Annotated in this window: 21 protein-coding genes; 13 read left to right on the top strand and 8 right to left on the bottom strand. The window is 71.3% G+C overall.

The features are described 5' to 3' along the window. Positions 1 to 89 precede the first annotated feature (89 nt). Positions 90 to 1,511, bottom strand: a complete 1,422-nt coding sequence (locus tag DQ392_RS06530; protein ID WP_114014510.1) for a class II fumarate hydratase — start codon at positions 1,509 to 1,511, stop codon at positions 90 to 92. A gap of 252 nt (positions 1,512 to 1,763) precedes the next feature. After that, on the bottom strand, positions 1,764 to 3,464 hold the full coding sequence (locus DQ392_RS06525; RefSeq protein ID WP_114014509.1) for a fumarate hydratase: 1,701 nt from the start codon (positions 3,462 to 3,464) through the stop codon (positions 1,764 to 1,766). Between the two features lie 161 nt (positions 3,465 to 3,625). Here DQ392_RS06525 and DQ392_RS06520 point away from each other — a divergent pair, with 161 nt between their 5' ends. Continuing rightward, entirely contained in the window at positions 3,626 to 4,405 is a 780-nt protein-coding gene (locus DQ392_RS06520) for a DUF1707 SHOCT-like domain-containing protein (protein ID WP_114014508.1), read from the top strand. Between the two features lie 232 nt (positions 4,406 to 4,637). Then, positions 4,638 to 5,009 carry a WhiB family transcriptional regulator gene (locus tag DQ392_RS06515; RefSeq protein WP_114014507.1) on the top strand — a complete coding sequence of 124 codons (372 nt, stop codon included), beginning with the start codon at positions 4,638 to 4,640 and terminating at the stop codon, positions 5,007 to 5,009. Positions 5,010 to 5,607: 598 nt separating this feature from the next. On the opposite strand, the gene glpX is transcribed toward DQ392_RS06515, so the two are convergent. Then, on the bottom strand, positions 5,608 to 6,642 hold the full coding sequence (gene glpX / locus DQ392_RS06510; RefSeq protein ID WP_114014506.1) for a class II fructose-bisphosphatase: 1,035 nt from the start codon (positions 6,640 to 6,642) through the stop codon (positions 5,608 to 5,610). A 188-nt stretch (positions 6,643 to 6,830) separates the two neighbouring features. Between glpX and DQ392_RS06505 the strand changes: the two genes are divergently transcribed. After that, entirely contained in the window at positions 6,831 to 7,397 is a 567-nt protein-coding gene (locus DQ392_RS06505) for a DUF4245 domain-containing protein (RefSeq protein ID WP_281272956.1), read from the top strand. A 199-nt stretch (positions 7,398 to 7,596) separates the two neighbouring features. Here DQ392_RS06505 and DQ392_RS06500 read toward each other — a convergent pair whose 3' ends face one another. The 4 genes from DQ392_RS06500 to DQ392_RS06485 form a co-directional block, all read right to left on the bottom strand. Further along, on the bottom strand, positions 7,597 to 8,190 hold the full coding sequence (locus DQ392_RS06500) for a malonic semialdehyde reductase (protein ID WP_114014504.1): 594 nt from the start codon (positions 8,188 to 8,190) through the stop codon (positions 7,597 to 7,599). 102 nt (positions 8,191 to 8,292) lie between these two features. Next, a complete protein-coding gene (locus tag DQ392_RS06495; RefSeq protein ID WP_114014503.1) occupies positions 8,293 to 8,625 on the bottom strand; it encodes an exodeoxyribonuclease VII small subunit in 333 nt (110 codons plus the stop codon). 9 nt (positions 8,626 to 8,634) lie between these two features. Further along, positions 8,635 to 9,849: an exodeoxyribonuclease VII large subunit gene (gene xseA / locus DQ392_RS06490; RefSeq protein WP_114014502.1), complete on the bottom strand. Its 1,215-nt coding sequence runs from the start codon at positions 9,847 to 9,849 to the stop codon at positions 8,635 to 8,637. Positions 9,850 to 9,946: 97 nt separating this feature from the next. Continuing rightward, positions 9,947 to 11,437, bottom strand: coding sequence for an APC family permease (locus DQ392_RS06485; protein ID WP_114014562.1), 1,491 nt, complete (start codon positions 11,435 to 11,437; stop codon positions 9,947 to 9,949). A gap of 156 nt (positions 11,438 to 11,593) precedes the next feature. Here DQ392_RS06485 and DQ392_RS06480 point away from each other — a divergent pair, with 156 nt between their 5' ends. Then, the gene (locus DQ392_RS06480; protein WP_114014501.1) at positions 11,594 to 12,631 is read left to right on the top strand and encodes a 4-hydroxy-3-methylbut-2-enyl diphosphate reductase; all 1,038 of its coding nucleotides are present in this window, start codon (positions 11,594 to 11,596) and stop codon (positions 12,629 to 12,631) included. A 139-nt stretch (positions 12,632 to 12,770) separates the two neighbouring features. Here the strand turns inward: DQ392_RS06480 and DQ392_RS06475 are convergent, their stop codons facing one another. Further along, positions 12,771 to 13,520: a DUF6542 domain-containing protein gene (locus DQ392_RS06475; RefSeq protein WP_114014500.1), complete on the bottom strand. Its 750-nt coding sequence runs from the start codon at positions 13,518 to 13,520 to the stop codon at positions 12,771 to 12,773. 228 nt (positions 13,521 to 13,748) lie between these two features. On the opposite strand from DQ392_RS06475, the gene ychF reads away from it, so the two are divergent. The 9 genes from ychF (at position 13,749) to DQ392_RS34305 (ending at position 21,967) form a co-directional block, all read left to right on the top strand. After that, positions 13,749 to 14,837 carry a redox-regulated ATPase YchF gene (gene ychF, locus DQ392_RS06470; RefSeq protein ID WP_114014499.1) on the top strand — a complete coding sequence of 363 codons (1,089 nt, stop codon included), beginning with the start codon at positions 13,749 to 13,751 and terminating at the stop codon, positions 14,835 to 14,837. A gap of 38 nt (positions 14,838 to 14,875) precedes the next feature. Then, positions 14,876 to 15,025, top strand: coding sequence for a hypothetical protein (locus tag DQ392_RS34310; protein WP_181856302.1), 150 nt, complete (start codon positions 14,876 to 14,878; stop codon positions 15,023 to 15,025). A 424-nt stretch (positions 15,026 to 15,449) separates the two neighbouring features. After that, entirely contained in the window at positions 15,450 to 16,091 is a 642-nt protein-coding gene (locus DQ392_RS06460) for a TetR/AcrR family transcriptional regulator (RefSeq protein WP_114014497.1), read from the top strand. Continuing rightward, a complete protein-coding gene (locus DQ392_RS06455; protein ID WP_181856301.1) occupies positions 16,088 to 17,239 on the top strand; it encodes an acyltransferase family protein in 1,152 nt (383 codons plus the stop codon). Before DQ392_RS06460 ends, DQ392_RS06455 begins: the two co-directional genes overlap by 4 nt. Positions 17,240 to 17,483: 244 nt before the next feature. Beyond that, positions 17,484 to 17,702 (top strand): hypothetical protein, encoded by a 219-nt coding sequence (locus DQ392_RS06450; RefSeq protein WP_114014495.1) that lies wholly within the window; start codon positions 17,484 to 17,486, stop codon positions 17,700 to 17,702. A 215-nt stretch (positions 17,703 to 17,917) separates the two neighbouring features. Then, positions 17,918 to 18,583 carry a maltokinase N-terminal cap-like domain-containing protein gene (locus DQ392_RS06445; RefSeq protein ID WP_114014494.1) on the top strand — a complete coding sequence of 222 codons (666 nt, stop codon included), beginning with the start codon at positions 17,918 to 17,920 and terminating at the stop codon, positions 18,581 to 18,583. 400 nt (positions 18,584 to 18,983) lie between these two features. Further along, a complete protein-coding gene (locus DQ392_RS06440; protein ID WP_114014493.1) occupies positions 18,984 to 19,298 on the top strand; it encodes a hypothetical protein in 315 nt (104 codons plus the stop codon). A 392-nt stretch (positions 19,299 to 19,690) separates the two neighbouring features. Beyond that, positions 19,691 to 21,646: an ATP-binding cassette domain-containing protein gene (locus DQ392_RS06435; protein ID WP_114014561.1), complete on the top strand. Its 1,956-nt coding sequence runs from the start codon at positions 19,691 to 19,693 to the stop codon at positions 21,644 to 21,646. A gap of 168 nt (positions 21,647 to 21,814) precedes the next feature. Beyond that, positions 21,815 to 21,967 (top strand): hypothetical protein, encoded by a 153-nt coding sequence (locus DQ392_RS34305; protein WP_181856300.1) that lies wholly within the window; start codon positions 21,815 to 21,817, stop codon positions 21,965 to 21,967. Positions 21,968 to 22,137: the final 170 nt, after the last annotated feature.

Below are 22,137 nucleotides of genomic sequence, written 5' to 3'. Positions count from 1 at the left end.
CCCGCCGTGAGCTGTGCCGCAAGCGCGGCGGGGCCGCGTACGGTGCCCGCCGCGCGTACGGCGGGCACCGTCCCGGCCGTGTCCGTCCGTCAGGGGTGAGTCATCCTCAGCACGTCCAGCGCCTCGTCCAGCTGCTCCCGCGTCAGCTCGCCCCGCTCGACGTACCCGCTGCGCAGCACCGCCTCACGGATGGTCAGCTCCTCGGCCAGCGCCTTCTTCGCGACCGCCGCCGCGTTCTCGTACCCGATGTACTTGTTCAGCGGCGTGACGACGGACGGCGACGACTCCGCGTACGTGCGCGCCCGCTCCGCGTTCGCCGTGATCCCGTCGACCGTGCGGTCGGCCAGCAGCCGCGAGGCGTTCGTCAGCAGCCGCACCGACTCCAGCAGGTTCTTCGCCATGACGGGCAGCATCACGTTCAGCTCGAAGTTGCCCGCGGCCCCCGCCGTGGCGACCGTCGCGTCGTTCCCGGTGACCTGCGCCGCGACCATCAGCACCGCCTCCGGGATCACCGGATTGACCTTCCCCGGCATGATCGACGAACCCGGCTGGAGGTCGGGCAGCGCGATCTCCGCGAGCCCCGTGCGGGGGCCGGAGGCCATCCAGCGCAGGTCGTTGGAGACCTTCGTGAGCCCCACCGCGACGGTACGCAGCTGCCCCGAGGTCTCCACCAGCGCGTCCCGCGCGCCCTGCGCCTCGAAGTGGTCCCGCGCCTCGGTGAGCGGCAGCCCCGTGGTGCGGGCGACCTCCTCGATGACGGCGGCGGCGAAACCGGGCGGGGTGTTGATGCCGGTACCCACCGCCGTACCGCCCAGGGGCAGTTCCGCCAGCCGGGGCAGGGAGGCGCGCAGCCGCTCCACGCCGTACCGCATCTGCGCCGCGTAACCCCCGAACTCCTGGCCCAGCGTGACGGGCGTCGCGTCCATCAGGTGCGTCCGCCCCGACTTCACGACCTCGGCGAACTCGCTCGCCTTCGTCTCCAGCGAGCCGGCCAGGTGCTCCAGCGCCGGAACCAGGTCAGCCGCGACCGCCGCCGTGGCGGCGATGTGCAGCGAGGAGGGGAACACGTCGTTCGAGGACTGGCTGGCGTTGACGTGGTCGTTCGGGTGGACGGTCACCGGCTCGCCGGAGGCGCCGCGTGCCCCTCCCAGGCGCTCGGTGGCCAGCGTCGCCACCACCTCGTTCATGTTCATGTTCGAGGAGGTGCCCGAGCCGGTCTGGAAGACGTCGACCGGAAAGTGCTCGTCCCAGTCGCCCCGCGCGACCTCCTCCGCCGCCGCGCGGATCGCCTCGGCCCGCTCCTCGTCCAGCACCCCGAGCCGGGCGTTCACGACGGCCGCCGCCGCCTTGATCCTGGCCAGCGCCTCGATGTGCGCCCGCTCAAGCCGCTGCCCGCTGACGGGAAAGTTCTCCACGGCCCGCTGCGTCTGCGCCCGCCACTTGGCGTGCGCCGGAACCCGCACCTCACCCATCGAGTCGTGCTCGATCCGGTACTCCGCGCTGTCGGTCATTCCCGCACCTCCCTCTCGCACAGCGTCCCGCACGGGTCCCCGCATTCCCGGCAGCCCATGCGGGCTCAGCCCCCCGCGGGCCCCTCGCCCTCGGCCGCCTCGAACAGCTCTTCGGCGCGCTCGGCGTCACCGCGCGAACGAACCAGCGGTCCAGCGGCTCGCTGTCCGTACACGAGACGATGCCTCGCGTCGGGTCGCCGAACGGCGGGGGAGGGGTGAGGGGCGGCCCTGGATGGCGGGCCGCCCCTGGGGTCAGGAGTCCTGGCGGACCGGGATCGAGGTGACGAAGGGCTGTGCGGGGGCCGGGTCGGCGAAGAAGTCGTTGCCCTTGTCGTCCACGACGATGAACGCGGGGAAGTCCTCGACCTCGATCCGCCAGACCGCCTCCATGCCCAGCTCCTCGTACTCCAGGACCTCGACCTTCTTGATGCAGTCCTGGGCGAGCCGGGCCGCGGGGCCGCCGATGGAGCCGAGGTAGAAGCCGCCGTGCGACGCGCACGCGTCGGTGACCTGCTTGCTGCGGTTGCCCTTGGCGAGCATCACCTTCGAGCCGCCCGCCGCCTGGAACTGCTCCACGTAGGCGTCCATGCGTCCGGCCGTGGTCGGGCCGAAGGAGCCGGAGGCGTAGCCCTCGGGGGTCTTGGCGGGACCCGCGTAGTAGACGGGGTGGTCCTTGAGGTACCGCGGGATCTCCTCGCCCGCGTCCAGCCGCTCCTTGATCTTCGCGTGCGCGATGTCGCGGGCGACGACGAGCGTGCCCGTCAGCGACAGCCGCGTCTTGACCGGGTGCTTGGTCAGCTCGGCCAGGATCTCGTCCATGGGGCGCGTCAGGTCGATCCGCACCGCGTCCAGGTCGGGGCCCGCGCCCTCGGTCAGCTGGGCCTGAGTGGTGTCCGGCAAGAAGCGCGCCGGGTCGGTCTCCAACTGCTCAAGGAAGACGCCCTCGGCGGTGATCTTCGCCTTGGCCTGCCGGTCGGCCGAGCAGGAGACGGCGATGGCGACGGGGCAGGAGGCGCCGTGCCGCGGCAGCCGCACCACGCGCACGTCGTGGCAGAAGTACTTGCCGCCGAACTGGGCGCCGATGCCGATCTTCTGCGTCAGCTCGAAGACCTTCTCCTCCAGCTCGGTGTCCCGGAAGCCGTGTCCCGAGGGGGAGCCCTCGGTGGGCAGCTCGTCCAGGTAGTGCGCTGAGGCGTACTTGGCGGTCTTGAGCGCGTACTCGGCGCTGGTGCCGCCGACGACGATCGCCAGGTGGTACGGCGGACAGGCCGCGGTGCCCAGCGACCGGATCTTCTCCTCCAGGAACCGCATCATGGAGGACTCGTTCAGCACCGCCTTCGTCTCCTGGTAGAGGAAGGACTTGTTCGCGCTGCCGCCGCCCTTGGCCATGAACAGGAACTTGTAGGCGTCACCGTCACTCGCGTACAGCTCGATCTGCGCGGGCAGGTTGGTGCCGGTGTTCTTCTCCTCCCACATGGTCAGCGGGGCCATCTGGGAGTAACGCAGGTTCAGCTGGGTGTAGGCGTCGTGGATGCCGCGCGAGAGCGCCTCCTCGTCGCCGCCCGCCGTCAGCACCTGCTGGCCGCGCTTGCCCATCACGATGGCGGTGCCGGTGTCCTGGCACATGGGCAGCACGCCGGCCGCCGCGATGTTGGCGTTCTTGAGCAGGTCGAGGGCGACGAAGCGGTCGTTGGCGCTGGCCTGCGGGTCGTCGAGGATGCGGCGCAGCTGCGCGAGGTGCTCGGGGCGCAGGTAGTGCTGGATGTCGTGGACGGCCGCGGCCGCCAGCTCGCGCAGCGCCTCAGGATCCACCTTGAGGAAGGTGCGCCCGTCCGCCTCGAAGGTGCTGACGCCCTCGCTGGTGATCATGCGGTAGGGCGTGGGGTCCGCACCGGTGGGGAGCAGGTCCGTGTAGGAGAACTCCGGGCTGGCCGGTTGGGAGCTGGCAGACATACGGGGGACTCTTCCTCTCACACTCACGGCCTCCCGCGTGATCGTCGCGGAAGAAGGCCACGGCTCTCGGCGATGGGAGCGCGTCTCACAGCGTAGAACGCGGACGCAAGGAGGCCGTCCGGGGGTAGTCGCGATCTATCGCGTTTGGGTACGCTGCCCGTGTGACTGAAGACTCCTCGCGTCCCTCGCTCGAAAAGCAGCCGGCTGACGGACGTCCGCAGACCCCCGCCGCACGGGTCCCCGCGCCCGCGGTGCGGGACGCCGACGTGCGCGCCTCGGACGCGGACCGCGACCGCGTCGCCGACATCCTCCGCGAGGCCCTCGCCGAGGGCCGGCTGGACGCGCAGGAGCACGGCGAGCGGATCGAGTCCGTCTACGCGGCCAAGACGATGGGCGAACTGGAGCCGCTGGTCGGCGACCTGCCTGCGGGCCGCGGTGGTGCCGCGGGCGCGGCACACGGAGCCGGGCAGGGCGACCAGGACGGGCAGCGCCCGTACGCCTCGGCGTTCGCCAACTTCGCCGCTTCGCACACCAGCGCGCCGGGCGCCCACGGATGGGGGCCCAAGGAGAACCTCGTCGCGATCTTCAGCGGCTCCGGGCGCAAGGGGCGCTGGCGGGTCCCCCACAAGATCAACGCGTTCGCTCTCTTCGGCGGCATCGAGATCGATCTGACCGAGGCGCTGTTCGAGCATCCGCACGTGCAGATCAACGTCAGTGCGATTTTCGGTGGAATCGAGATCCGCGTCCCGGAGAACGTCTCGCTCCAGCAGAAGGGCGCCGGCATCTTCGGCGGCTTCGACGTCCATGTCACCGACTCGTCTGATCCGGGAGCCCCCACGATCCTGGTCGAGGGAGCCGCGATTTTCGGGGGCGTGGAGGCCAAGCCGAAGCGCGGTTCGGTCATCCAGAATCTGCGGGACCGGTTCAGCAAGGAACCGTGACAGCCCCCGGCGCACGCTGTGGACGGCGCGCGCCGGGGAGCGTGCGCCAGGGCGCGTGTGGGAGGCCACGCAATGCATACTGGCGCGTACAGCGGGTAGGGCTCGGGCATCGTCTTTCGTACGGTCTGACCGCGGACCGGCTCCGATGAGCCGGTGGGGGACCTGTGGGCTGCCGTGCGCTGCAAGACGGGTGAAGGAGACCGAACCTCCGTCGTCGCGTCAGGAGCAGACCGTGCTGCACACGCCGCATCAGTCCCTGCAGGCCGCCGCCACCGTCCCCGTCCAGCGAACGCCTGAGCGAGATGACCAGGCGGGCCCCTGGCACGGCGACGCCGTCTGCCGCCGGGACGAGGCAGGGCTCTTCTTCGCTCCGTCCAAGGAACCCACCGCCGCCAGGCTCTCCAGGGAACAGGCCGCCAAGCGCGTCTGCGCCCGCTGTCCCGTCCTGGTCGAGTGCCGCGAGCACGCACTCGTGATGCCTGAGCCGTACGGCGTATGGGGAGGTCTGACGGCGGCTGAGCGGCGCGTCGTCCTCTCGCGCCGCCGCCGCGCCAAGACCGCCGCCGCGGCCGAGACCCCCGCCGAGGTCTCCCGCATCGCGTAACCCTCCCCCGCCCCTGCCTCACCCTCGGCACCTCCGCCGGGGAGGGGCCGCCTGAGGAACTGCCCGACCGGCGGACGGACTCTCTCCGTCGCGGGAGGGGGTTGGGCCGGCCGCGCGGATGAGGGTCGCCCTCTGGCTCCGCCGTGGCGGGTGGCCGGACGCGTGGAGGTCCGCTCGGTCCCGTGGCGGTGGACGGACGTGACGGCGTGGGGCCGGCTGTGCTGCGGCGATCTGCCTCGCGGTGTGGGAGCGGCTCTCTTTCCGCCGCGACGGTGACCGGCCACGGCGGCGTGGTCCGGCGGCCTCGAAGGCGGTCTGCTCCGGGACGCTGATCCGTACGGCCGGACGAGCGCCGGCGGCCGCGGTCGGCGCGGCCCGAGCCCCGCCGGGGGAGCCGGCCGGGCACGGGCGCGCTCTCTTGGAGGAGGAGCCACCCGGGTCCGGGTCGGCCCGTACCGGACGGAAGTCCGCCGCGTCTGCCCACTACCCGGGGCTAGGCGGCGGGCGCCCCGCGCTCGGCACTCAGTGCTCGGCGCTCGACGCTGAGCACTTGGCAGGCGCGGGTCACCCACCGAGCGAACTCGGCGCAGCGCAGCGCTCAGCGGGCGCGGTCGAAGTCGATGGCGCTGTAGGCGCGCAACTTCGAGAGCCGGTGCACGGATTCGATCTGGCGGATGGTGCCCGACTTGGACCGCATCACCAGGGACTGGGTGTAGGCGCGCTCTGCCCGGTAGTGGACGCCGCGCAGCAGATCGCCGTCGGTGATGCCGGTGGCGACGAAGAAGACGTTCTCGCCCTGGACCAGGTCCTCGGTCAGCAGCACCTTGTCGAGGTCGTGCCCGGCGTCGAGGGCGCGCTGCCTCTCGTCGTCGTCCTTGGGCCACAGCTTGCCCTGTATGGTCCCGCCGAGGCACTTGATCGCGCAGGCGGCGATGATGCCCTCGGGGGTGCCGCCCACGCCGAGCAGCAGGTCGACGCCGGTCTCCTCGCGTACGGTCATCACGGCGCCGGCGACGTCGCCGTCGGCGATGAACTTGATCCGTGCGCCGGCCTCGCGGATCTGCTGGACCAGGTTCTCGTGGCGAGGGCGGTCGAGCACGACGACGGTGACGTCCTCGACGCCGCAGCCCTTGGCCTTGGCGATCCGCCGGATGTTGACGGCGGGCGGCGCGGTGATGTCGACGAACTCGGCGGCCTCGGGCCCGGTCACCAGCTTGTCCATGTAGAAGACCGCGCTCGGGTCGAACATCGCGCCGCGCTCGGCCACGGCCAGCACCGAGACGGCGTTGCCCATGCCCTTGGCGGTGAGAGTCGTGCCGTCGACGGGGTCGACGGCCACGTCGCACTCGGCGCCGGTTCCGTCGCCGACGCGCTCCCCGTTGTAGAGCATCGGCGCCTCGTCCTTCTCGCCTTCGCCGATCACCACGACGCCGTTCATGGAGACCGTCGAGACGAGGGCGCGCATGGCCTTGACGGCGGCACCGTCGGCGCCGTTCTTGTCCCCCTTGCCCACCCAGCGGCCCGAGGCCATGGCCCCCGCCTCGGTGACCCGTACCAGCTCGAGCGCGAGGTTGCGGTCCGGTGCCTCCGGGCTGACTTCGAGCTGCGAGGGCAGGTGGTGGTGTTCGGTCATCGGAACACACCTTTCTGTACGGCGACTCTGGACGGCCATCGCACCGACGTGAGCTGTGCCGATTCGGCGAGGGTGAACAGGATTTTACCGGTCGTCATCTAAGTGAGCAGGGGTGCCCACGGATGAGCGTCCGGGGTGGCGCCCGCCCCTGTCGCGGGCCGCCGACCGGCATAAGGGACGATGGGGGCGTGGCAGCAGACAAGAAGCGCGGGACGCAGACGGCCCGCGACATGGTGATCTCGCTGGCGGTGATCATCCTCGCCGCGTGGGTGATCTACCTGTTCGTTCCCCACGACGAGTCCAAGGACCCGGTCAAGACGGTCAGCTACCGGGTGGAGCTGGCGTCCGCACGGCGTGCGGCGCCCTATCCCGTCGCCGCGCCGCAGGGGCTGCCGAAGGAGTGGCGCGCGACCTCCGTGCGCTACTCCGCCGACGCCCCGACGGGGGCCGCCTGGCATCTGGGCTTCATGACGCCGAACGAGGAGTACGCCGCCGTCGAACAGAGCGACGGCGAGCAGCCCGGGCGGTTCGTCGACGAGGTGACCCAGGGCGCGAAGAAGACCGCGAAGAAGCAGCGGCTCGCGGGCGAGGAGTGGACGCGCTACTCCGGCACGAAGTACGACGCTCTGGTGCGCACGGCGCAGGACGGCAAGTCGGTGACCGTCGTCACCGGTACGGCGAACTTCCAGCAGTTGGGCCGGCTCGCCGGGGCGCTGGAGGCCAAGTCCCTGGAGGCCAAGCCCGTGAAGGGCTGATCCGCTCGGCCCCGCAGCCGGCTCCAGCCAGACCGCTTCCCGCCCGACCGTGTCGCGCCCGGGTATGCGGAAGCCCCCGCGCGAGGGGGGTACGCGCGGGGGCGGTCTCTCGAGGCGGCTCAGCGGGCCGGCGACCCAGCGGCTCGGCGACCCAGTGGCTCAGCGGTTCAGTGGCTCAGCGGTTCAGTGGCTCAGCGGTTCACAGGACGGTGACCACGTCGTCGTAGGTGAGGCGGGGCGAGCGCGGGCGGAAGGCGTCGGGGCCCGGCCTGCCGATGTTGACGACCATGAGCACGCGCTGGCGCCCGTCGCCGAAGAACTCCTTGTTGACGCCCTCGGGGTCGAAGCCGGTCATCGGACCCGCGGCGAGGCCCGCGGCGCGCACGCCGACGATGAAGTAGCCGGCCTGGAGGGTGGCGTTGAGGGCGCCGGCGGTCTCGCGCGAGGTCTCCTCGGCGAAGACCGCGTCCTTGATGTGCGGGGCGTGCGGGAACAGCTCCGGCAGCCGCTCGTGGAAGTCGAGGTCGTAGGAGAGGACCGCGGTCAGCGGCGCCTTGCGGGTCTTGGGCACGTTGCCCTCGGCCATGTGGGCCAGCAGGCGCTCGCGGCTCTCGGCCGAACGCAGCAGCGTCACCCGCAGGGGCGACTGGTTGAACGCGGTGGGGCCGTACTTGACCAGGTCGTAGATCGCCTGGGTCTGCTCCTCGGTGATCGGCTCGTCCGTGAAGGTGTTGGCCGTGCGGGCCTCACGGAAGAGGAGATCCTGGGCTGCGGGGTCGAGCGCGAGAGCCATGGGGGCGTTGCCTTGCCTTTGCGTGCGGGGTTGGGGGTGCACAGATGAGTGTAACGAGCACTTGTTCAATCTTGAATCAGTGCTGGTCACGGCACCCGCGGGTCAGCCCGGCCCGTCGGACTCGTCCGCGTCGTCCTCCTCCGCCTCGTCCTCTTCCTCCTCCAGCACCGCGTCCAGCCGGGCCCGCGCACCGTCCAGCCAGGCGCGGCAGACGCCCGCGAGCTCCTCGCCGCGCTCCCACAGCGCCAGCGACTCCTCCAGCGTCGAGCCGCCCGACTCCAGGCGCTGCACGACCTCGACCAGTTCCGCCCGCGCCTGCTCGTAGCTGAGCGCGTCCGCCGTGGCCAGCTCGGCCTGGGAGGCCGCCCCGTCGCCCCGGGAGGCTCCGTCCCCGGCAGCCGCGGCAGCCGCGGCGCCTTCCGCTTCCGTCGTCATACCGCCAGCCTATGCGGGCCCTGTGACAGCGACGCCGAACTCCCCCTCGGCGACCCGGGCCCGCAGCGGCTCTCCCTCGGCCACCTCGGCGGCGTCCCGCACGACGGCCCCGTCCGCACGCTGGAGCACCGCGTAACCGCGGTTCAGCGTCGCCGCCGGGGAGAGGGCCACGACACGGGCACGGGTGTGCGCCAGCTCGTCCTCCGCGCGGGCCAGCCGGTGATCCAGACAGCGGCGGGAGCGGTCGAGCAGCGCCGCCACCTCGTCCTCGCGGGACCCCACCATCGCGTGCGGATCGGCCATCGCCGGGCGGCTCATCACGTCCGCCAGACCACGCTCCTCCCGCTCCAGCCTGCCGCTCATCACCCGCAGGCCGCGCTCTCGCAGCGCCCGCACCCGCTCGTGCTCCTCCCCGACATCCGGCACGGTGTCCTTCGCCGCGTGCGTGGGCGTCCGCGAGCGCAGGTCGGCCACCAGGTCGAGAAGCGGCGCGTCCGCCTCGTGGCCGATCGCCGAGACCACCGGCGTACGCGCCGCCGCCACCGCGCGGACCAGCCGCTCGTCGGAGAACGGCAGCAGATCCTCCATGCCGCCGCCGCCCCGCGTCACGATGATCACGTCCACGTCCTGCCGGGCGTCCAGCTCGCGCAGCGCCTCGATGATCTGCGGCACCGCGTAGGCGCCCTGCACCGCCGTGTTGCGCACCTCGAAGCGGACGGCCGGCCAGCGCTCCCGCGCCGTGTGCAGCACGTCCCGCTCGGCGTCGGAGGCCCGGCCGGTGATCAGCCCTATCCGCTGCGGCAGGAACGGCAGCCCCTTCTTGCGTTCGGCCGCGAACAGGCCCTCGGCCGCCAGCGCCTTGCGCAGCCGCTCCAGGCGGGCCAGCAGCTCGCCGACGCCGACCGGACGGATCTCTGCCGCGCGCAGCGACAGCCGCCCCGCCTTCTCGTACCACTCCGGCTTCGCGTGGACGACGACGCGGGTGCCCTCGCTGATGACGTCCTTGACCTGCTCGTAGACCTGGCGGAAGCAGGTGACGCTCAGCGAGACCTCGCGGGAGGGGTCGCGCAGCGTCAGGAAGACCATGCCGGCGCCCGGTCTGGGCGAGAGCTGGATGATCTGGCCCTCCACCCACACGGCCCCCAGCCGGTCGATCCAGCCGCGGATCAGCCGGGAGACCTCGCTGACGGGGACCGGGGACTCGGCGGACGTGGTGAGAGCCATGCGAGAAGGCTAGGCCCTGCCACCGACAGTCCCGCCACGCCGGTATCCGGCCGACCCGTCGGTGCCCGGGTCGGCCCCGCGCCTTCCGCGCGCCCTGTCAGCCCGCGCTCCCGTTTCCGGGACCGCCCCCGCTCCGGCTCTCGCGGCCGTGCCGGTTCTCCCGGCCGTGCCGGCCCTCCCGGCGGTCCCGGGTGCGGAGGACGAGCAGTGCGATCAGGGCCAGGACGAACCAGCCCAGCCCCACCCAGTGGGCCTCGCGGTTGGCGGTGACGATCACGGCGATGACGACGGCGAGCCCCACCAGGGGAACCACCCAGTCCCACACGCCGCGCGATCGGGGATCCTCGGCGGCCGACCCGGAAGCGCTCCCGGCCCGGCGTCCGAGCCCGTAGTAGCCCATCACCGACAGGTGCAGCATGCCGAAGGCGAACAGGGCGCCGATGTCGACGATGGAGACCAGCCGGTCCAGGCCGTCGGGGGCGCGTGCCGCCCACACGGCGGCGCACATCGTCAGCACCGCGCTCACCAGCAGCGCCCGCCCCGGCACACCGGTGCGCGAGCTGACGCTCCCCAGGACGTGCGGCAGCCTGCGGTCCCTGGCCATGGCGTACAGCAGCCGGGAGGCGGCCGCCTGCCCGGCCAGCGCGGCGAAGGCCGCGCCCAGCGCCTTGCTCGCCGCCACCGTCGTCTCCAGCCAGCCGCCGACGGCCGCCTCGGTCGCGTCGTAGAAGGCCGAGCCCTGTTTCGCCGGGTCCTCGGCCAGCTGCCGGGAGGAGTCCTCGGACAGCAGCGCGGCCAGGTACGTCTGGGCGACGAAGAGCACCCCCGTCAGCAGCAGGCACCACACCAGCGCCCTGGCCACGGTCGGCGCGGTGCGGCCCTTGCCGCCGGCGGCCTCCTCGGCGAAGTTGGCGATGGCGTCGAACCCCAGGAAGGAGAGCACCGCCACCGAGACCGCGCCCAGCAGGGCCGTCAGCGAGAACGCCCGGTCCCCGGTGAGCGGGGAGAGCCAGCCGCGCTGCGGGCCGTCCTGGACCAGTACGACCAGCGCGGCGGCCACGAACACCAGCAGCACCAGGATCTCCATGGCGAGCACCAGGAACCCCACGAGCGCCGCGCGGCGTACGCCCGAGAGGTTGAGCGCGGTGGTGACCACCACGGCGATCGCCGTCCAGATCCACTGGTCCACCTCAGGGACCAGCTGCGCCATGGCGATGCCCGAGAAGAGGTAGGCGACGGCCGGGATGAGCAGGTAGTCGAGCATCATCATCCAGCCGGTGACGAAGCCCGCGCCGTCCCCCAGGCCGACACGCGCGTACGCGTACACCGATCCTGCCTGCGGCGCCGTGTGGATCATCCGTGCGTACGAGTAGGCGGTGAACGACATGGCCACCGTGGCGACCACGTACACCAGGGGCACGACTCCATGGCTGCGGGCGTCCAGCGCCCCGTAGATGCCCACCGGCGCCATCGGCGCGATGAACAGCAGCCCGTAGACGATCAGGTCGCGGAGGGTCAGGCTGCGCCGCAGGGCGCCGTCCGGACGACCCCCCAGGATCCCAGCGGTGCGTGTGCGAGCTGAAGGCATGGGGCCAGCTTGCCGCAGAACGCCCGCCGCGGCAGCGGAGCGCGCCACCGACCGGCTCCCGGCGTGCTCCTCGCACGCCCCCCGAGTGAATCCCCGCACGCCCCGATGGACTTTCCTCCCCTCTTACGATTTCCGCCCCGCCCTTACGATGGAGCCATGACTGGAACGCCCGACCGCAGGGCCGCCGACACATCGGAAGCCACGACAGCCGAACCCGCCGCTGCGGGGCGCCGCCGCGTCCTGCTCGCCGCGCCCCGCGGCTACTGCGCCGGCGTCGACCGCGCGGTGATCGCCGTGGAGAAGGCGCTGGAGCAGTACGGCGCTCCGATCTACGTGCGGCACGAGATCGTGCACAACAAGTACGTCGTCCAGACACTGGAGAAGAAGGGCGCGGTCTTCGTCGAGGAGACGGAGGAGGTGCCCGAGGGCGAGATCGTCATCTTCTCCGCACACGGCGTGGCGCCGACCGTCCACGAGGAGGCCCAGCGCGGCAAGTTGGCCACCATCGACGCGACCTGCCCTCTGGTGACCAAGGTGCACAAGGAGGCCGTGCGCTACGCCAAGGAGGACTACGACATTCTCCTGATCGGCCACGAGGGCCACGAAGAGGTCATCGGCACCAGCGGTGAGGCCCCCGACCACATCACGCTGGTCGACGGTCCGGAAGACGTGAAGAACGTCGAGGTCCGCGACCCGGAGAAGGTCGTGTGGCTCTCCCAGACCACCCTGTCGGTCGACGAGACGATGGAGACGGTCGACGCCCTCCAGGGCCGTTACCCCAACCTGCTCTCGCCGCCCAGCGACGACATCTGCTACGCCACGCAGAACCGCCAGACCGCCATCAAGCAGGTCGCGGCCGAGGCCGACCTGGTGCTGGTCGTCGGCTCCAAGAACTCCTCCAACTCCGTCCGCCTGGTCGAGACGGCGCTGACGCACGGCGCCAAGGACGGCCACCTCGTCGACAACGCCGAAGAGCTGGACGAGACCTGGCTGGAGGGCGTGGAGACCATCGGCCTGTCCTCCGGAGCCTCCGTGCCCGAGGTGCTGGTCGACGGCGTGCTGGAGTGGCTGGCACAGCGTGGCTGGGACGAGGTGGAGATCGTCAAGCCGGTCGACGAGCACATGCAGTTCTCGCTCCCCAAGGAGCTGCGGCGCGACCTGCGGTCCGAGGCGTCCGGCAAGCTGCGGGCCTGAGAGCGGCGGCGGCACCGCCACCGTGCCGCCGCGGCGGCCATCGCGCCGTGGTGCCGCCACCACGGCGGGGGCGGTCACTGCGGCGCGGGGGACGGTCACACTGCTGTGCGGGTGCCGCGCCGGGCCGGCCGTGGTTTCCTCAGGCGCCCTGGGGCGCCTTGGAGCGCCGCCTCCTGCGGCGCTCCAGGACGAGCTTCGTCTTCCGTACGAGCACGATCAGCCCGGCGAGCAGCGTGCCCGCGTACAGCCAGACGGCGTGCAGCGCCAGCCCCGTGAAGACGTCCTGGAGTACCCCCGCGACGCCCTTCCCCGAGCCGCCCACCAGGAACAGCCCGACCGTGTAGGCGAGCGGCATCGCGACCGGTGCCGCGAACAGCTCGGCGGGCCGCACCCACAGCGCCAAGGCGACGCAGACGAGCACGAAAGCGCTGCCGTAGGCCACGGGGACCCCGCTCGACAGCAGCCGGGCGAGCGCGCCGAAGGCCGCCATCAGCAGCATGGCGAACACTCCGACGCCCAGCCCCGTCAGCCGGGGTGCGGGCAGCCTGCCAGGCGCGGCTCCGCGCGCCCCGGGGGGCGCACCCTCCCCGGAGGGCGCCGGACGGTGCGGGGGCCGGCGGTCCCCCTGCACCCCACCGCGCCCGGAGGCCGGCGGAGGCGGGGGCGGAGAGGACGAGGGCGCGGCGGCCGGACGGGGCAGGCGCGGCCTGCGCCGGATGCGGACGCTTCCGGCTGCGACCTCGCCGCCGGCCACGCCCGCGGCGAGGTCGGCCGGCGCGTGCCCCTGACGCGGCTCGTCGGCGTAACGGTGGGAGGGCTCGTACGGCTCGGGGTCCCCGTACAGCTCGTACGGGCCGTGCTGGGTCGGGTGCGCGCTGCGTTGCTCCACCGGGCCACGGTAGGTCGTACGTGCCCGGCCCGGCGGTCATGGACACGCGATATCCGCCACCGCCACCGGACCGGCACGCCCGCGATCCACCGGGAGGAGCAAGCACGGTCGGGGGAGGGCGCCGCGGGGCCTTCCGTAGACTGGGTGGTCGGCCTTCGAGGGCCGCCTGTCCGCCAAGAGACCCCACTATGGAGAACCCCGCGAGGGGCCACGGGAAGTAGTCGCCACGTGTCGCTCACGATCGGAATCGTCGGCCTGCCGAATGTCGGCAAGTCGACCCTGTTCAACGCCCTGACCAAGAACGAGGTGCTGGCGGCCAACTACCCGTTCGCCACCATCGAGCCGAACGTCGGCGTCGTGGGCGTCCCCGACCCCCGCCTCGGCAAGCTCGCCGAGCTCTTCCAGTCGCAGAAGGTACTGCCCGCCACCGTCGACTTCGTCGACATCGCGGGCATCGTGCGCGGCGCCAGCGAGGGCGAGGGCCTGGGCAACAAGTTCCTGGCGAACATCCGTGAGTCCGACGCCATCTGCCAGGTCATCCGCGCCTTCAAGGACGAGAACGTCGTCCACGTCGACGGCAAGATCTCGCCCAAGAACGACATCGAGACCATCAACACCGAGCTGATCCTCGCCGACCTCCAGACCATCGAGAAGGTCCTGCCCCGCCTGGAGAAGGAAGCGCGGGTCAAGAAGGACAAGCAGCCGCAGGTCAAGGCCGTCCAGGAGGCGAAGGACATCCTGGAGGAGGGCCGTACCCTCTTCTCCGCCGGCATCGCCCAGGGCACCGACCGCGCCGAGCCGCTGCACGAGCTGCACCTGCTGACGACCAAGCCGTTCATCTACGTCTTCAACGTCGACGAGGATGAGCTGACGGACGAGTCCTTCAAGGACGAGCAGCGCGCCCTGGTGGCCCCCGCCGAGGCCGTCTTCCTCAACGCCAAGCTGGAGGCCGACCTCGCCGAGCTCGACGAGGACGAAGCCCTCGAACTCCTCCAGACCGTCGGCCAGGAAGAGCCCGGCCTGGCCACCCTCGCCCACGTCGGCTTCCGCACCCTCGGCCTCCAGACCTACCTGACGGCCGGCCCGAAGGAAGCCCGCGCCTGGACCATCAAGAAGGGCGCCACAGCCCCCGAGGCCGCCGGCGTCATCCACACCGACTTCCAGCGCGGCTTCATCAAGGCCGAGGTCATCTCCTACGACGACCTCCTCACCACCGGCTCCACCGCCGACGCCCGCGCCGCAGGCAAGGCCCGCATGGAGGGCAAGGACTACGTGATGCAGGACGGGGACGTGGTGGAGTTCCGGTTCAACGTGTAGTGGGTACGGGTAACCACCACGTCCCTGACCTGGCAAATATGCAGGTCAGGGAGGGCCCGACTCTTCGCGGTCGGGCCCTTCGTCGGCGCCTCATCGTCATCGGCGACCTCGATGCCTGGTCGCGGCACCGCTACTTCAAGGACTTGGCGCAGCACGAGCTGATCCACGGATGGACCCCGGAGCGCTGAGCCGGCGCCGCTCTCCCCCTCCGGCGCGTCCGGCCTGGTCCGCAAGTTGTCGCACCCGTCCCGTTGGAGGCCGGCCGCCAGGGCTTCGTGCCCACAAACTCACCGTGCGGGCACCACGTTTGCCATCGGCACCGGGCCGCTCTCACCGGCGAACCCGTGCCGGTCGTGGCGGTCTCGCGCAGCGGAGCCGACTGTCCGGGGTTGGATGCCGCCTAAGGCCCTGGCGATTTGCTGACCGCTTGGCCGCTGTGAGTGGCGCGATGCCGGCGAGGTGCGGGAGTTGGTGTGCGAGATCAGGCTGAACGCGGCGCGGAGAAGTCCCACGGACCGCGGCCCCTTGCCGGCGGGCGACGGTGGGGCAGCCTCACCAATCCGTTCGATACCTGCGGGTACTGAATACCTCCGGGTATGCAACCATGGGTGCATGCCAGATACAGAAGGTCACAGCCATCCGCCGGGGCCCGTGCCGCGCCTCCCTCGCGACGAGGTGCGCCGCCGGCTGCTCGCCGCCGCGGAGCGGGTGTTCGCCGAGCGCGGGTACGCGGACAGCAAGCTGGAGGACATCGCCCGGGTCGCCGGCTTCACCAAGGGCGCCGTCTACTCCAACTTCGGCAGCAAACAGGAGCTCTTCGGGGCGATCCTCAGTGAGCGCTCCGAAGCGGAACTGGCCGACGTGATGGCCGGTCTCGACGCGGGCGCGGACGTCCCCGCGCTCATCGAGCAGGCCGCCCGTGCCGTCGCACAGCGGATCATCGATGACACCGAGCGGGGACGGCTCGGTCTCGAGATCGCCGCCCGCGCCATCCGTGACGAGGGGACGGGGGCGGTGGTCGCCCCCATGCGCCGCGCTCAGCGTGCGTCGGCCGGGCGCGCGGTACGGGCGGTCACCGAACGCGCCGGGATCACCCCTCCGGTCGACCCCGAGCTGGCCGGAACGATCCTGCACTGCCTGACCAACGGCCTGGCGACGGAACACCTCGTCGATCGCGAGGGCGTCGACGCCGACACCGCGGAGCGGGCGCTGCGTGCCGTGCTCGGCTGGCTGACCGAGGGGGCGCGGAAGTGAAGCGGAAGGACTACATCGACTGGCTGCGGAACCTGGCCATCCTCTTCCTGTTCCCGTTCCATACGGCCAGGATCTTCAACGACAACCCGGAGTTCTACGTCAAAGGGCCGGTGAACACCCTCTCCTCGGCCCTGGTCAACATCTCCTCCTTCTGGTTCATGCCGCTGCTCTTTCTCCTGGCAGGGATGTCGAGCTACTACGCGCTGCGAAAGCGTTCCGCGCGGAGCTATGCGAAGGAGCGGTATCTGCGGCTGTTCATACCGTTCCTCTTCGGCTGCCTCGTCATCGTGCCGCCGCAGGCGTACTACGCGATGCGGTTCCACAACGGCTACGGCGGAAGCTACGCTGACTTTCTGGGTCCTTACTTCACGGACTTCTCCCACTGGACGGTTCTTACGGGGATCTCCCCGGCCCACCTGTGGTTCATCCTGTTCCTGTTCCTCATCTCGATCGCCGCGCTCCCCCTCATGCTCACGGTGGTCCGGAACCGGTACACGCCCACCTGGCTGGACAAACCTGTTCTCGCTCTCGCGCCGGCGGCCGGGCTCGCGCTGTTGTCGTTCCTCCCGGAGATCGGCGGGGAGAACATCTTCGTGTACGCCGGCTACGTGCTGCTCGGATTCCTCATCGCCACCGACGACTCGATCATCGAAGCGCTGGAAGGGAATCGTCGTGTCTTTCTTTGCGTCGCCGTTCCGGGTGCGATCGGGATTCTGATCGAGCGATTCACGATCGGCAGTCAGGCGAATCCTCTGTCCGCCGCCTGGCACTATCCAGTCTGCTGGGCGACCCTCCTCGCCGTACTCGGATACGGGAAACGGTATCTCGATCGCAGGTCGGCCTTCATGGACTATTTCAGCCGGGCGGCCTTTCCTGTCTACATCCTGCATCAAACCTATTTGATCGTGATCGCGTACTACGTTCTACAGACGGACGTACACGGTGCCGTCGCCTTCCCCGCCATCATGGTTCCGGGGTGCTGTCTCAGCATCGCCACCTACGAGATCGTCCGCAGGACGCCGGGCTTGCGGATCATGTTCGGCCTCCGGGCGCCTCGCCGGCCATCGCGCCCCCTCTCGACCGGCCCCAGGGAGCAGCACGGCGCGCATCCCCCTCGGCCTGGGACGACGACCCGGCCCCGTCCGTGACGAGTCGGCCATCGCCGACGGGCCGGCCGCCGCGGAGGCGCCCGCGGTCAGGCGCAGGGCACTCGAGTACGCAAGTGCCCGCGCTGTCACGCCCTGTTGACCACCTCATGAGCGGACACATAGCTTTCGTGGTCGCGAAGCCGGGGCCAGGGGAGATGAGTGCTCGATGAGATACAAGAGGGTCCGCCTGGCATCGGTGGTCGCCGTCGTGACCGCATCGGCTGCGGTGGCTTGGAGGTCCGCCATGGCTTACACCGCCCTCATGGACGAGGACAGCGCGAGATGGCTCGCCGGTCTCGACGAACCGGAAGGCATCACCCACCTCGGCAACGGCAAGGTCCGGTTCAGCAAGTCCGCCTACGCCTACCTACGGAACGTCCCCTCCCACATGGACGGTCACATCGACAGCCACGACCGCGTATGCCTCTCGGAGGGCTCATACCAGCTGACCCGCTCCCGGTAGCTGACGTCTCTCGTGGGCATCCCGGCAGCGAGACGTGGTGAACCGGCGGTGGCATGCGGGCCGCGGGCCGCCGGCTCCCGTGCCGGCCCATTCCGCGGTGGGGCGACAGTCGCCGGCGTGCCGTGGCGGGGCCTCGGGTGAACAGCCACGGTGCGGCCCTGTGCGGCGCCCCGGCTGCAAGGATGTGGTGCACGAGCCGAGGGAAAGGACCCGCTGTGTCGATCATCTACCGCACCACTCTGCGTCCTACCAAGCTGGAACTGCTCGAGGCGTGGCTTCCGTCCCAGCCGTGGTACGTCTCCGGCGCGGACAGGGCCGCCCTCGTCAACGTGGGCGGCTTCCGGCTGGACGACCCTGCCGGCGAGGTGGGCGTCGAGTTCATGGCGGTCATCGACGAGGCCGGCGGCGAACCGGTCACCTACCAGGTGCCGATGGCGTATCGGTCCGCGCCTCTGGCCGGCGCGGACGACGGGCTCATAGGGACGTTGGACCACGGGGTCCTGGGCAAACGCTGGGTCTACGACGCCACTCACGATCCCGTCGCCATCGCACAGACGTACGCGCTGGTGACAGGCCGGGTCGACCCGCAGGCACAGAACGAGAGCGACACCGTCGACCGGACGGTGGCGGTGCGCGAGGCGGCCGAGCCCCTGGTGGAGGACGCGGGGATCAGGCAAGTGCGTCACGGGTCGCGTTCCAGCGACGTCGACCTGGCCCTGCCGGTGGACGGCCTTCGGCGGCTGCGCTTCCTGCGCGTGCCCCGGCCGGACGGCGTGCCGGAGACGGAGGGGTCCCTCGGTCACGTCACCGTCTCCTGGACGGACCTCGACGGCGGGCCGCAGCGCGGGGTGTGGTGTGCGTTGGTGGACTCCGGGGAGTGAGGAGGGCGTCCGCTCCACTCCCCGGGACGGCCGGTGACACCGCCGCGGCGGCCCGCGCGAGCCGGTTGATCGGCACGCCTGTCAGGACAGACACGGTTGGAAAGCACCGGCGACGTCGGAAGACGGCTGGAGAGCGCCGGCACCTGCCGGGAGACGGCTGGAGAGCGCCGGCACCTGTCGGGGAACCGCTCACGCTTGTCGGGGAACCGCTCATGTCCCAGGACGCGGTGGCACGCGCCGCGACACGGTTCACCGGCCGTGTCGCGGCACGCGGGACCCGGCTCGGTCCACGACATCCGACGCCACCAGCCGCACAGAACCCCGGAAGGCCCCGACGGCCCACCGCGGCGAGAGCGGCGAAACCCGCGAGCCGCGAACGCAGGAATCCAGGAGACTGAGGATGAGCACGGACGACGACGACATGCCGCTGGCGGCGCCGCGGGTCGACGTCACCGCGGACGGGCGGCTGAGCGTACCCGCCCATGACGTCACGGCCCTCCTGCGCTCCATCGCGCGGTCCTGGGCGCACAGCACGCGCCACGGCACTCCCGTCCGCGCCGGCGAAAGCCACGACTCCGTGCGCCTTGAACCGACTACCGTTCATGCCCTCGCCGGCACCCTGGAGCAGATCGCCGACGAGCTCGACGTCCAGTTCATCGGGGTCGCCGGCCGTACGCCCCCGCCCGCGTCCCCCTCGGCGGACACCGAGGACTGACGAAGGCAAGGACCGGCGCCGCCGTCCCGGCTCCACCCGTGGGACGCTGTCCGCTCCGCTCGTGGTGCCCGACCTCGGCGTACGCCCATGCTTCCTGCCCGACGCTCTCGAACTGGAGGCTCTGTGACCGCTGGAGACCCCGCGACCCCACGTCGCGCCGACGGGATCGGTCATGTCGTACGTGCACGTGTCCGGCGGGACACCGCCGCGTGTCGGCACGCGGTGCGCCGGCCGCAGGGGAGGCCGATGTGAGGTGGCCCGGGGGCGGTTCCGAGTCGGCGCCCGCCTCACCCGACGGGACGGGCAGCCGGGGACGGAAGCGGCGTCGGCGTGCGGAGCCGGCGGCCCATGGCGGGGTCTCGGCAGCCGAACGGGAGCTGTTCGGCGGCCGCCTGCGCTGGGACGACGCGTTCGTCGAGCACGAGGGCGCGGTGGCGCGCCTGCGGTTCGCGCACATGGCGGCGGCGCTGCCGCGCATGGTGGGCGTGGTCCTGCGGGCCGGCTGGGAGACCGACCCGCGTGCGCTGGCAGGCGTGGTCGTCGCGCAGGCGGGCCAGGGCCTGACGACGGCGTTCGGGCTGGTGGCCGTCAACGGTGTGCTCAGCAGTCTGTTCGCGAACGGGCCGACGGACGACAAGCTGCGGGAGTCGCTTCCGGCGCTCGCGCTGCTGGCTCTCGTCTCCGTGGGGATGGCGCTGCTGACGGCCTGGTCGACAGCGATGTCGGGACGGCTGGAGCCCCAGGTCGAGCGGGCTGTTTCGCTCCGGTACTACCGGTCGGTGACCGAGGTGGAGATCGCGGCCACGGAGCGGCCCGAGGTGCAACGCCACCTGGACGCGGGAAAGTTCGGGACGGACTCGGCACGGCGCATGCTCAGCCTGTCCGTGGGGGTCGCCAACGTGGTGATCGGCATGGTGGCGGCCGCGGTCGTGCTGGCCTCGCTGCACTGGGCTCTGCTGCCGATGCTGCTGGCCATCGCACTGCCGAAGGCGTGGGGGGCGGTGCGCTCGGCGCGCCGGGAGTACGTGTCGCGTCGGCACTGGGTGGACCACCGCAGGGCCGTCGCCACGCTGCTCCAGTATCTGACGATGCCGCACGCCGCCGGGGAGATCAGGGCGCACGCGGCGGGCTCGCTGCTGCTGCGCGGGTACGAGGAGATGTCCGGTCTGATGGAGACCGAGCAGCGGCGTCTGGCCCGGGCACAGGCCGCGACCGACCTGGCCGCCGCCGCGTTCTCGGGCCTGGCGTCCGTGGGCTGTTACGGCGTGCTGTGGTGGCTGCTGACCAGTGGTGGTCTGCCGATGGCGGTGGGGGGCACCGCCGTCGTCGCCATCCGCACCTCGACCGCGCGGCTCACCTCGCTGGTGCAGCAGGTCAACCGGATGTACGAGGAGATGCTCCGGCTCAGCGACACCGAGGAGGCCATCCAGATCGCGTCCGGGCACGCCATTCCGCGTACCGGCAGGCCGCTGCCCGCGCCGGTACGGGAGATCCAGGTCCGGGACGTCTCCTTCACCTATCCGGGGGCGACGGTGCCCGCGCTGCACCGGGTGGACGTGTCCGTGCGGCGCGGCGAGGTGACGGCGCTCGTGGGCGCGAACGGGTCGGGCAAGTCCACGCTGGCCAGGATCCTGGGCGGGCTGCTGCTGTCCGACAGCGGTGAGGTGTGGTGGGTGGGCGGGAAGGCCGGAGGGGACGGGGAAGATGGCGGGGAAGGGGAGCGGGTGGAGGTGCGGGAAGCCGCCCGTGCCGACGTCTTCCGGTCCGTCGGGATGCTGACGCAGGACTTTCCCAACTGGCAGATGACGGCCGCGGCGAACATCGCCATCGGCGCAGGGGACCGCCCCCGGGACGCGGCCCGCCTGAAGGAGGCGGCGCGCGCCGCCGGTGTGGACGAGCTGATCGAAGGTCTGCCGCACGGCTGGGACTCCATCGTCTTCAAGGGGTACGAACGCGGTGTCCAGCTCTCGGGCGGACAGTGGCAGAAGCTGGGCACGGCGCGCAGCCTCTACCGGGGTGCGCCCTTCCTCCTGGTCGACGAGCCGACCTCGGCGCTGGACCCGCACGCCGAGATCGAGGCGTTCGACCGCCTGCGGACCCTGGCCGACAGCGGCGTCGCGGTCGTGCTGGTCACCCACCGGCTCGCCGCCACCGCCTCCGCCGACCACATCTACGTCCTGGACCGCGGGCACATCGCCGAAGGCGGCACCCACGGGGAACTCATGGGCAGGCCCGGTGGTCTGTACCGGGGCATGTTCGACGCGCAGGCCGCACAGTACGGGCTCACCGCGTCCTCGGCGGAGGGTGTCCCCGCGCCGCGCGACGACACCGCCGCTCAACCCCGGTAGGAGCTTGCCCCGGGCGGCGCATCGGTTGCTCAAGTGACCGCCGTGGCCGATGTGTTGACGCTTCTCCTGGCGCTCCACTAGGTTCCAGGAAGCTCCGGGAAATCCGGCATTCATCATCGCCGGATTTCTCCGGAATTCCCGTACGGGCCCCTTATCGAAGGGAACACGATGAGCGAAGACCTGCTGGAAGACGAATTCTCCCTCGACCTGCGTGTGGGGCACGCGGAGGTTTCGACCAGTTCCGCCGCCGCCACGAACAACGGCGGTTGCGCGACGTCGCGCACGTCGCTGTGCACCGACACACTCAGCGGGTGCTGCTGACACGTCGCACCTGATGTGACGCACACCCGTGCGGAGCCACGCGGAGGGCCCCGCGGTCCCCGCACAGGGGCTTCTGAGCCCTCCGTATGGTCATGTTCTTCCGGCGATGGTCAGGTGCCTCGCGCGCGTATGGGCACGTGCTTCCCGCATGTATGACCGCGCCCTTCCGA

The organism is Streptomyces reniochalinae (assembly GCF_003323735.1).
Lineage (GTDB): Bacteria > Actinomycetota > Actinomycetes > Streptomycetales > Streptomycetaceae > Streptomyces > Streptomyces reniochalinae.
Note: the sequence above shows the minus strand (reverse complement) of the source record. Positions and strands in the feature narration are given on the sequence as shown.

What these genes read in the sequence shown, in the direction of transcription:
- DQ392_RS06480 (WP_114014501.1), top strand. Translation starts at nt 11,594, where the DNA reads ATGACTGGAACGCCCGACCGCAGGGCCGCCGACACATCGGAAGCCACG.
- DQ392_RS34310 (WP_181856302.1), top strand. Translation starts at nt 14,876, where the DNA reads ATGCAGGTCAGGGAGGGCCCGACTCTTCGCGGTCGGGCCCTTCGTCGG.
- DQ392_RS06525 (WP_114014509.1), bottom strand. Translation starts at nt 3,464, where the DNA reads ATGTCTGCCAGCTCCCAACCGGCCAGCCCGGAGTTCTCCTACACGGAC.
- xseA (WP_114014502.1), bottom strand. Translation starts at nt 9,849, where the DNA reads ATGGCTCTCACCACGTCCGCCGAGTCCCCGGTCCCCGTCAGCGAGGTC.
- DQ392_RS06440 (WP_114014493.1), top strand. Translation starts at nt 18,984, where the DNA reads ATGAGCACGGACGACGACGACATGCCGCTGGCGGCGCCGCGGGTCGAC.
- DQ392_RS06450 (WP_114014495.1), top strand. Translation starts at nt 17,484, where the DNA reads ATGGCTTACACCGCCCTCATGGACGAGGACAGCGCGAGATGGCTCGCC.
- DQ392_RS06495 (WP_114014503.1), bottom strand. Translation starts at nt 8,625, where the DNA reads ATGACGACGGAAGCGGAAGGCGCCGCGGCTGCCGCGGCTGCCGGGGAC.
- DQ392_RS34305 (WP_181856300.1), top strand. Translation starts at nt 21,815, where the DNA reads ATGAGCGAAGACCTGCTGGAAGACGAATTCTCCCTCGACCTGCGTGTG.
- glpX (WP_114014506.1), bottom strand. Translation starts at nt 6,642, where the DNA reads ATGACCGAACACCACCACCTGCCCTCGCAGCTCGAAGTCAGCCCGGAG.
- DQ392_RS06485 (WP_114014562.1), bottom strand. Translation starts at nt 11,437, where the DNA reads ATGCCTTCAGCTCGCACACGCACCGCTGGGATCCTGGGGGGTCGTCCG.
- DQ392_RS06530 (WP_114014510.1), bottom strand. Translation starts at nt 1,511, where the DNA reads ATGACCGACAGCGCGGAGTACCGGATCGAGCACGACTCGATGGGTGAG.
- DQ392_RS06460 (WP_114014497.1), top strand. Translation starts at nt 15,450, where the DNA reads ATGCCAGATACAGAAGGTCACAGCCATCCGCCGGGGCCCGTGCCGCGC.
- DQ392_RS06500 (WP_114014504.1), bottom strand. Translation starts at nt 8,190, where the DNA reads ATGGCTCTCGCGCTCGACCCCGCAGCCCAGGATCTCCTCTTCCGTGAG.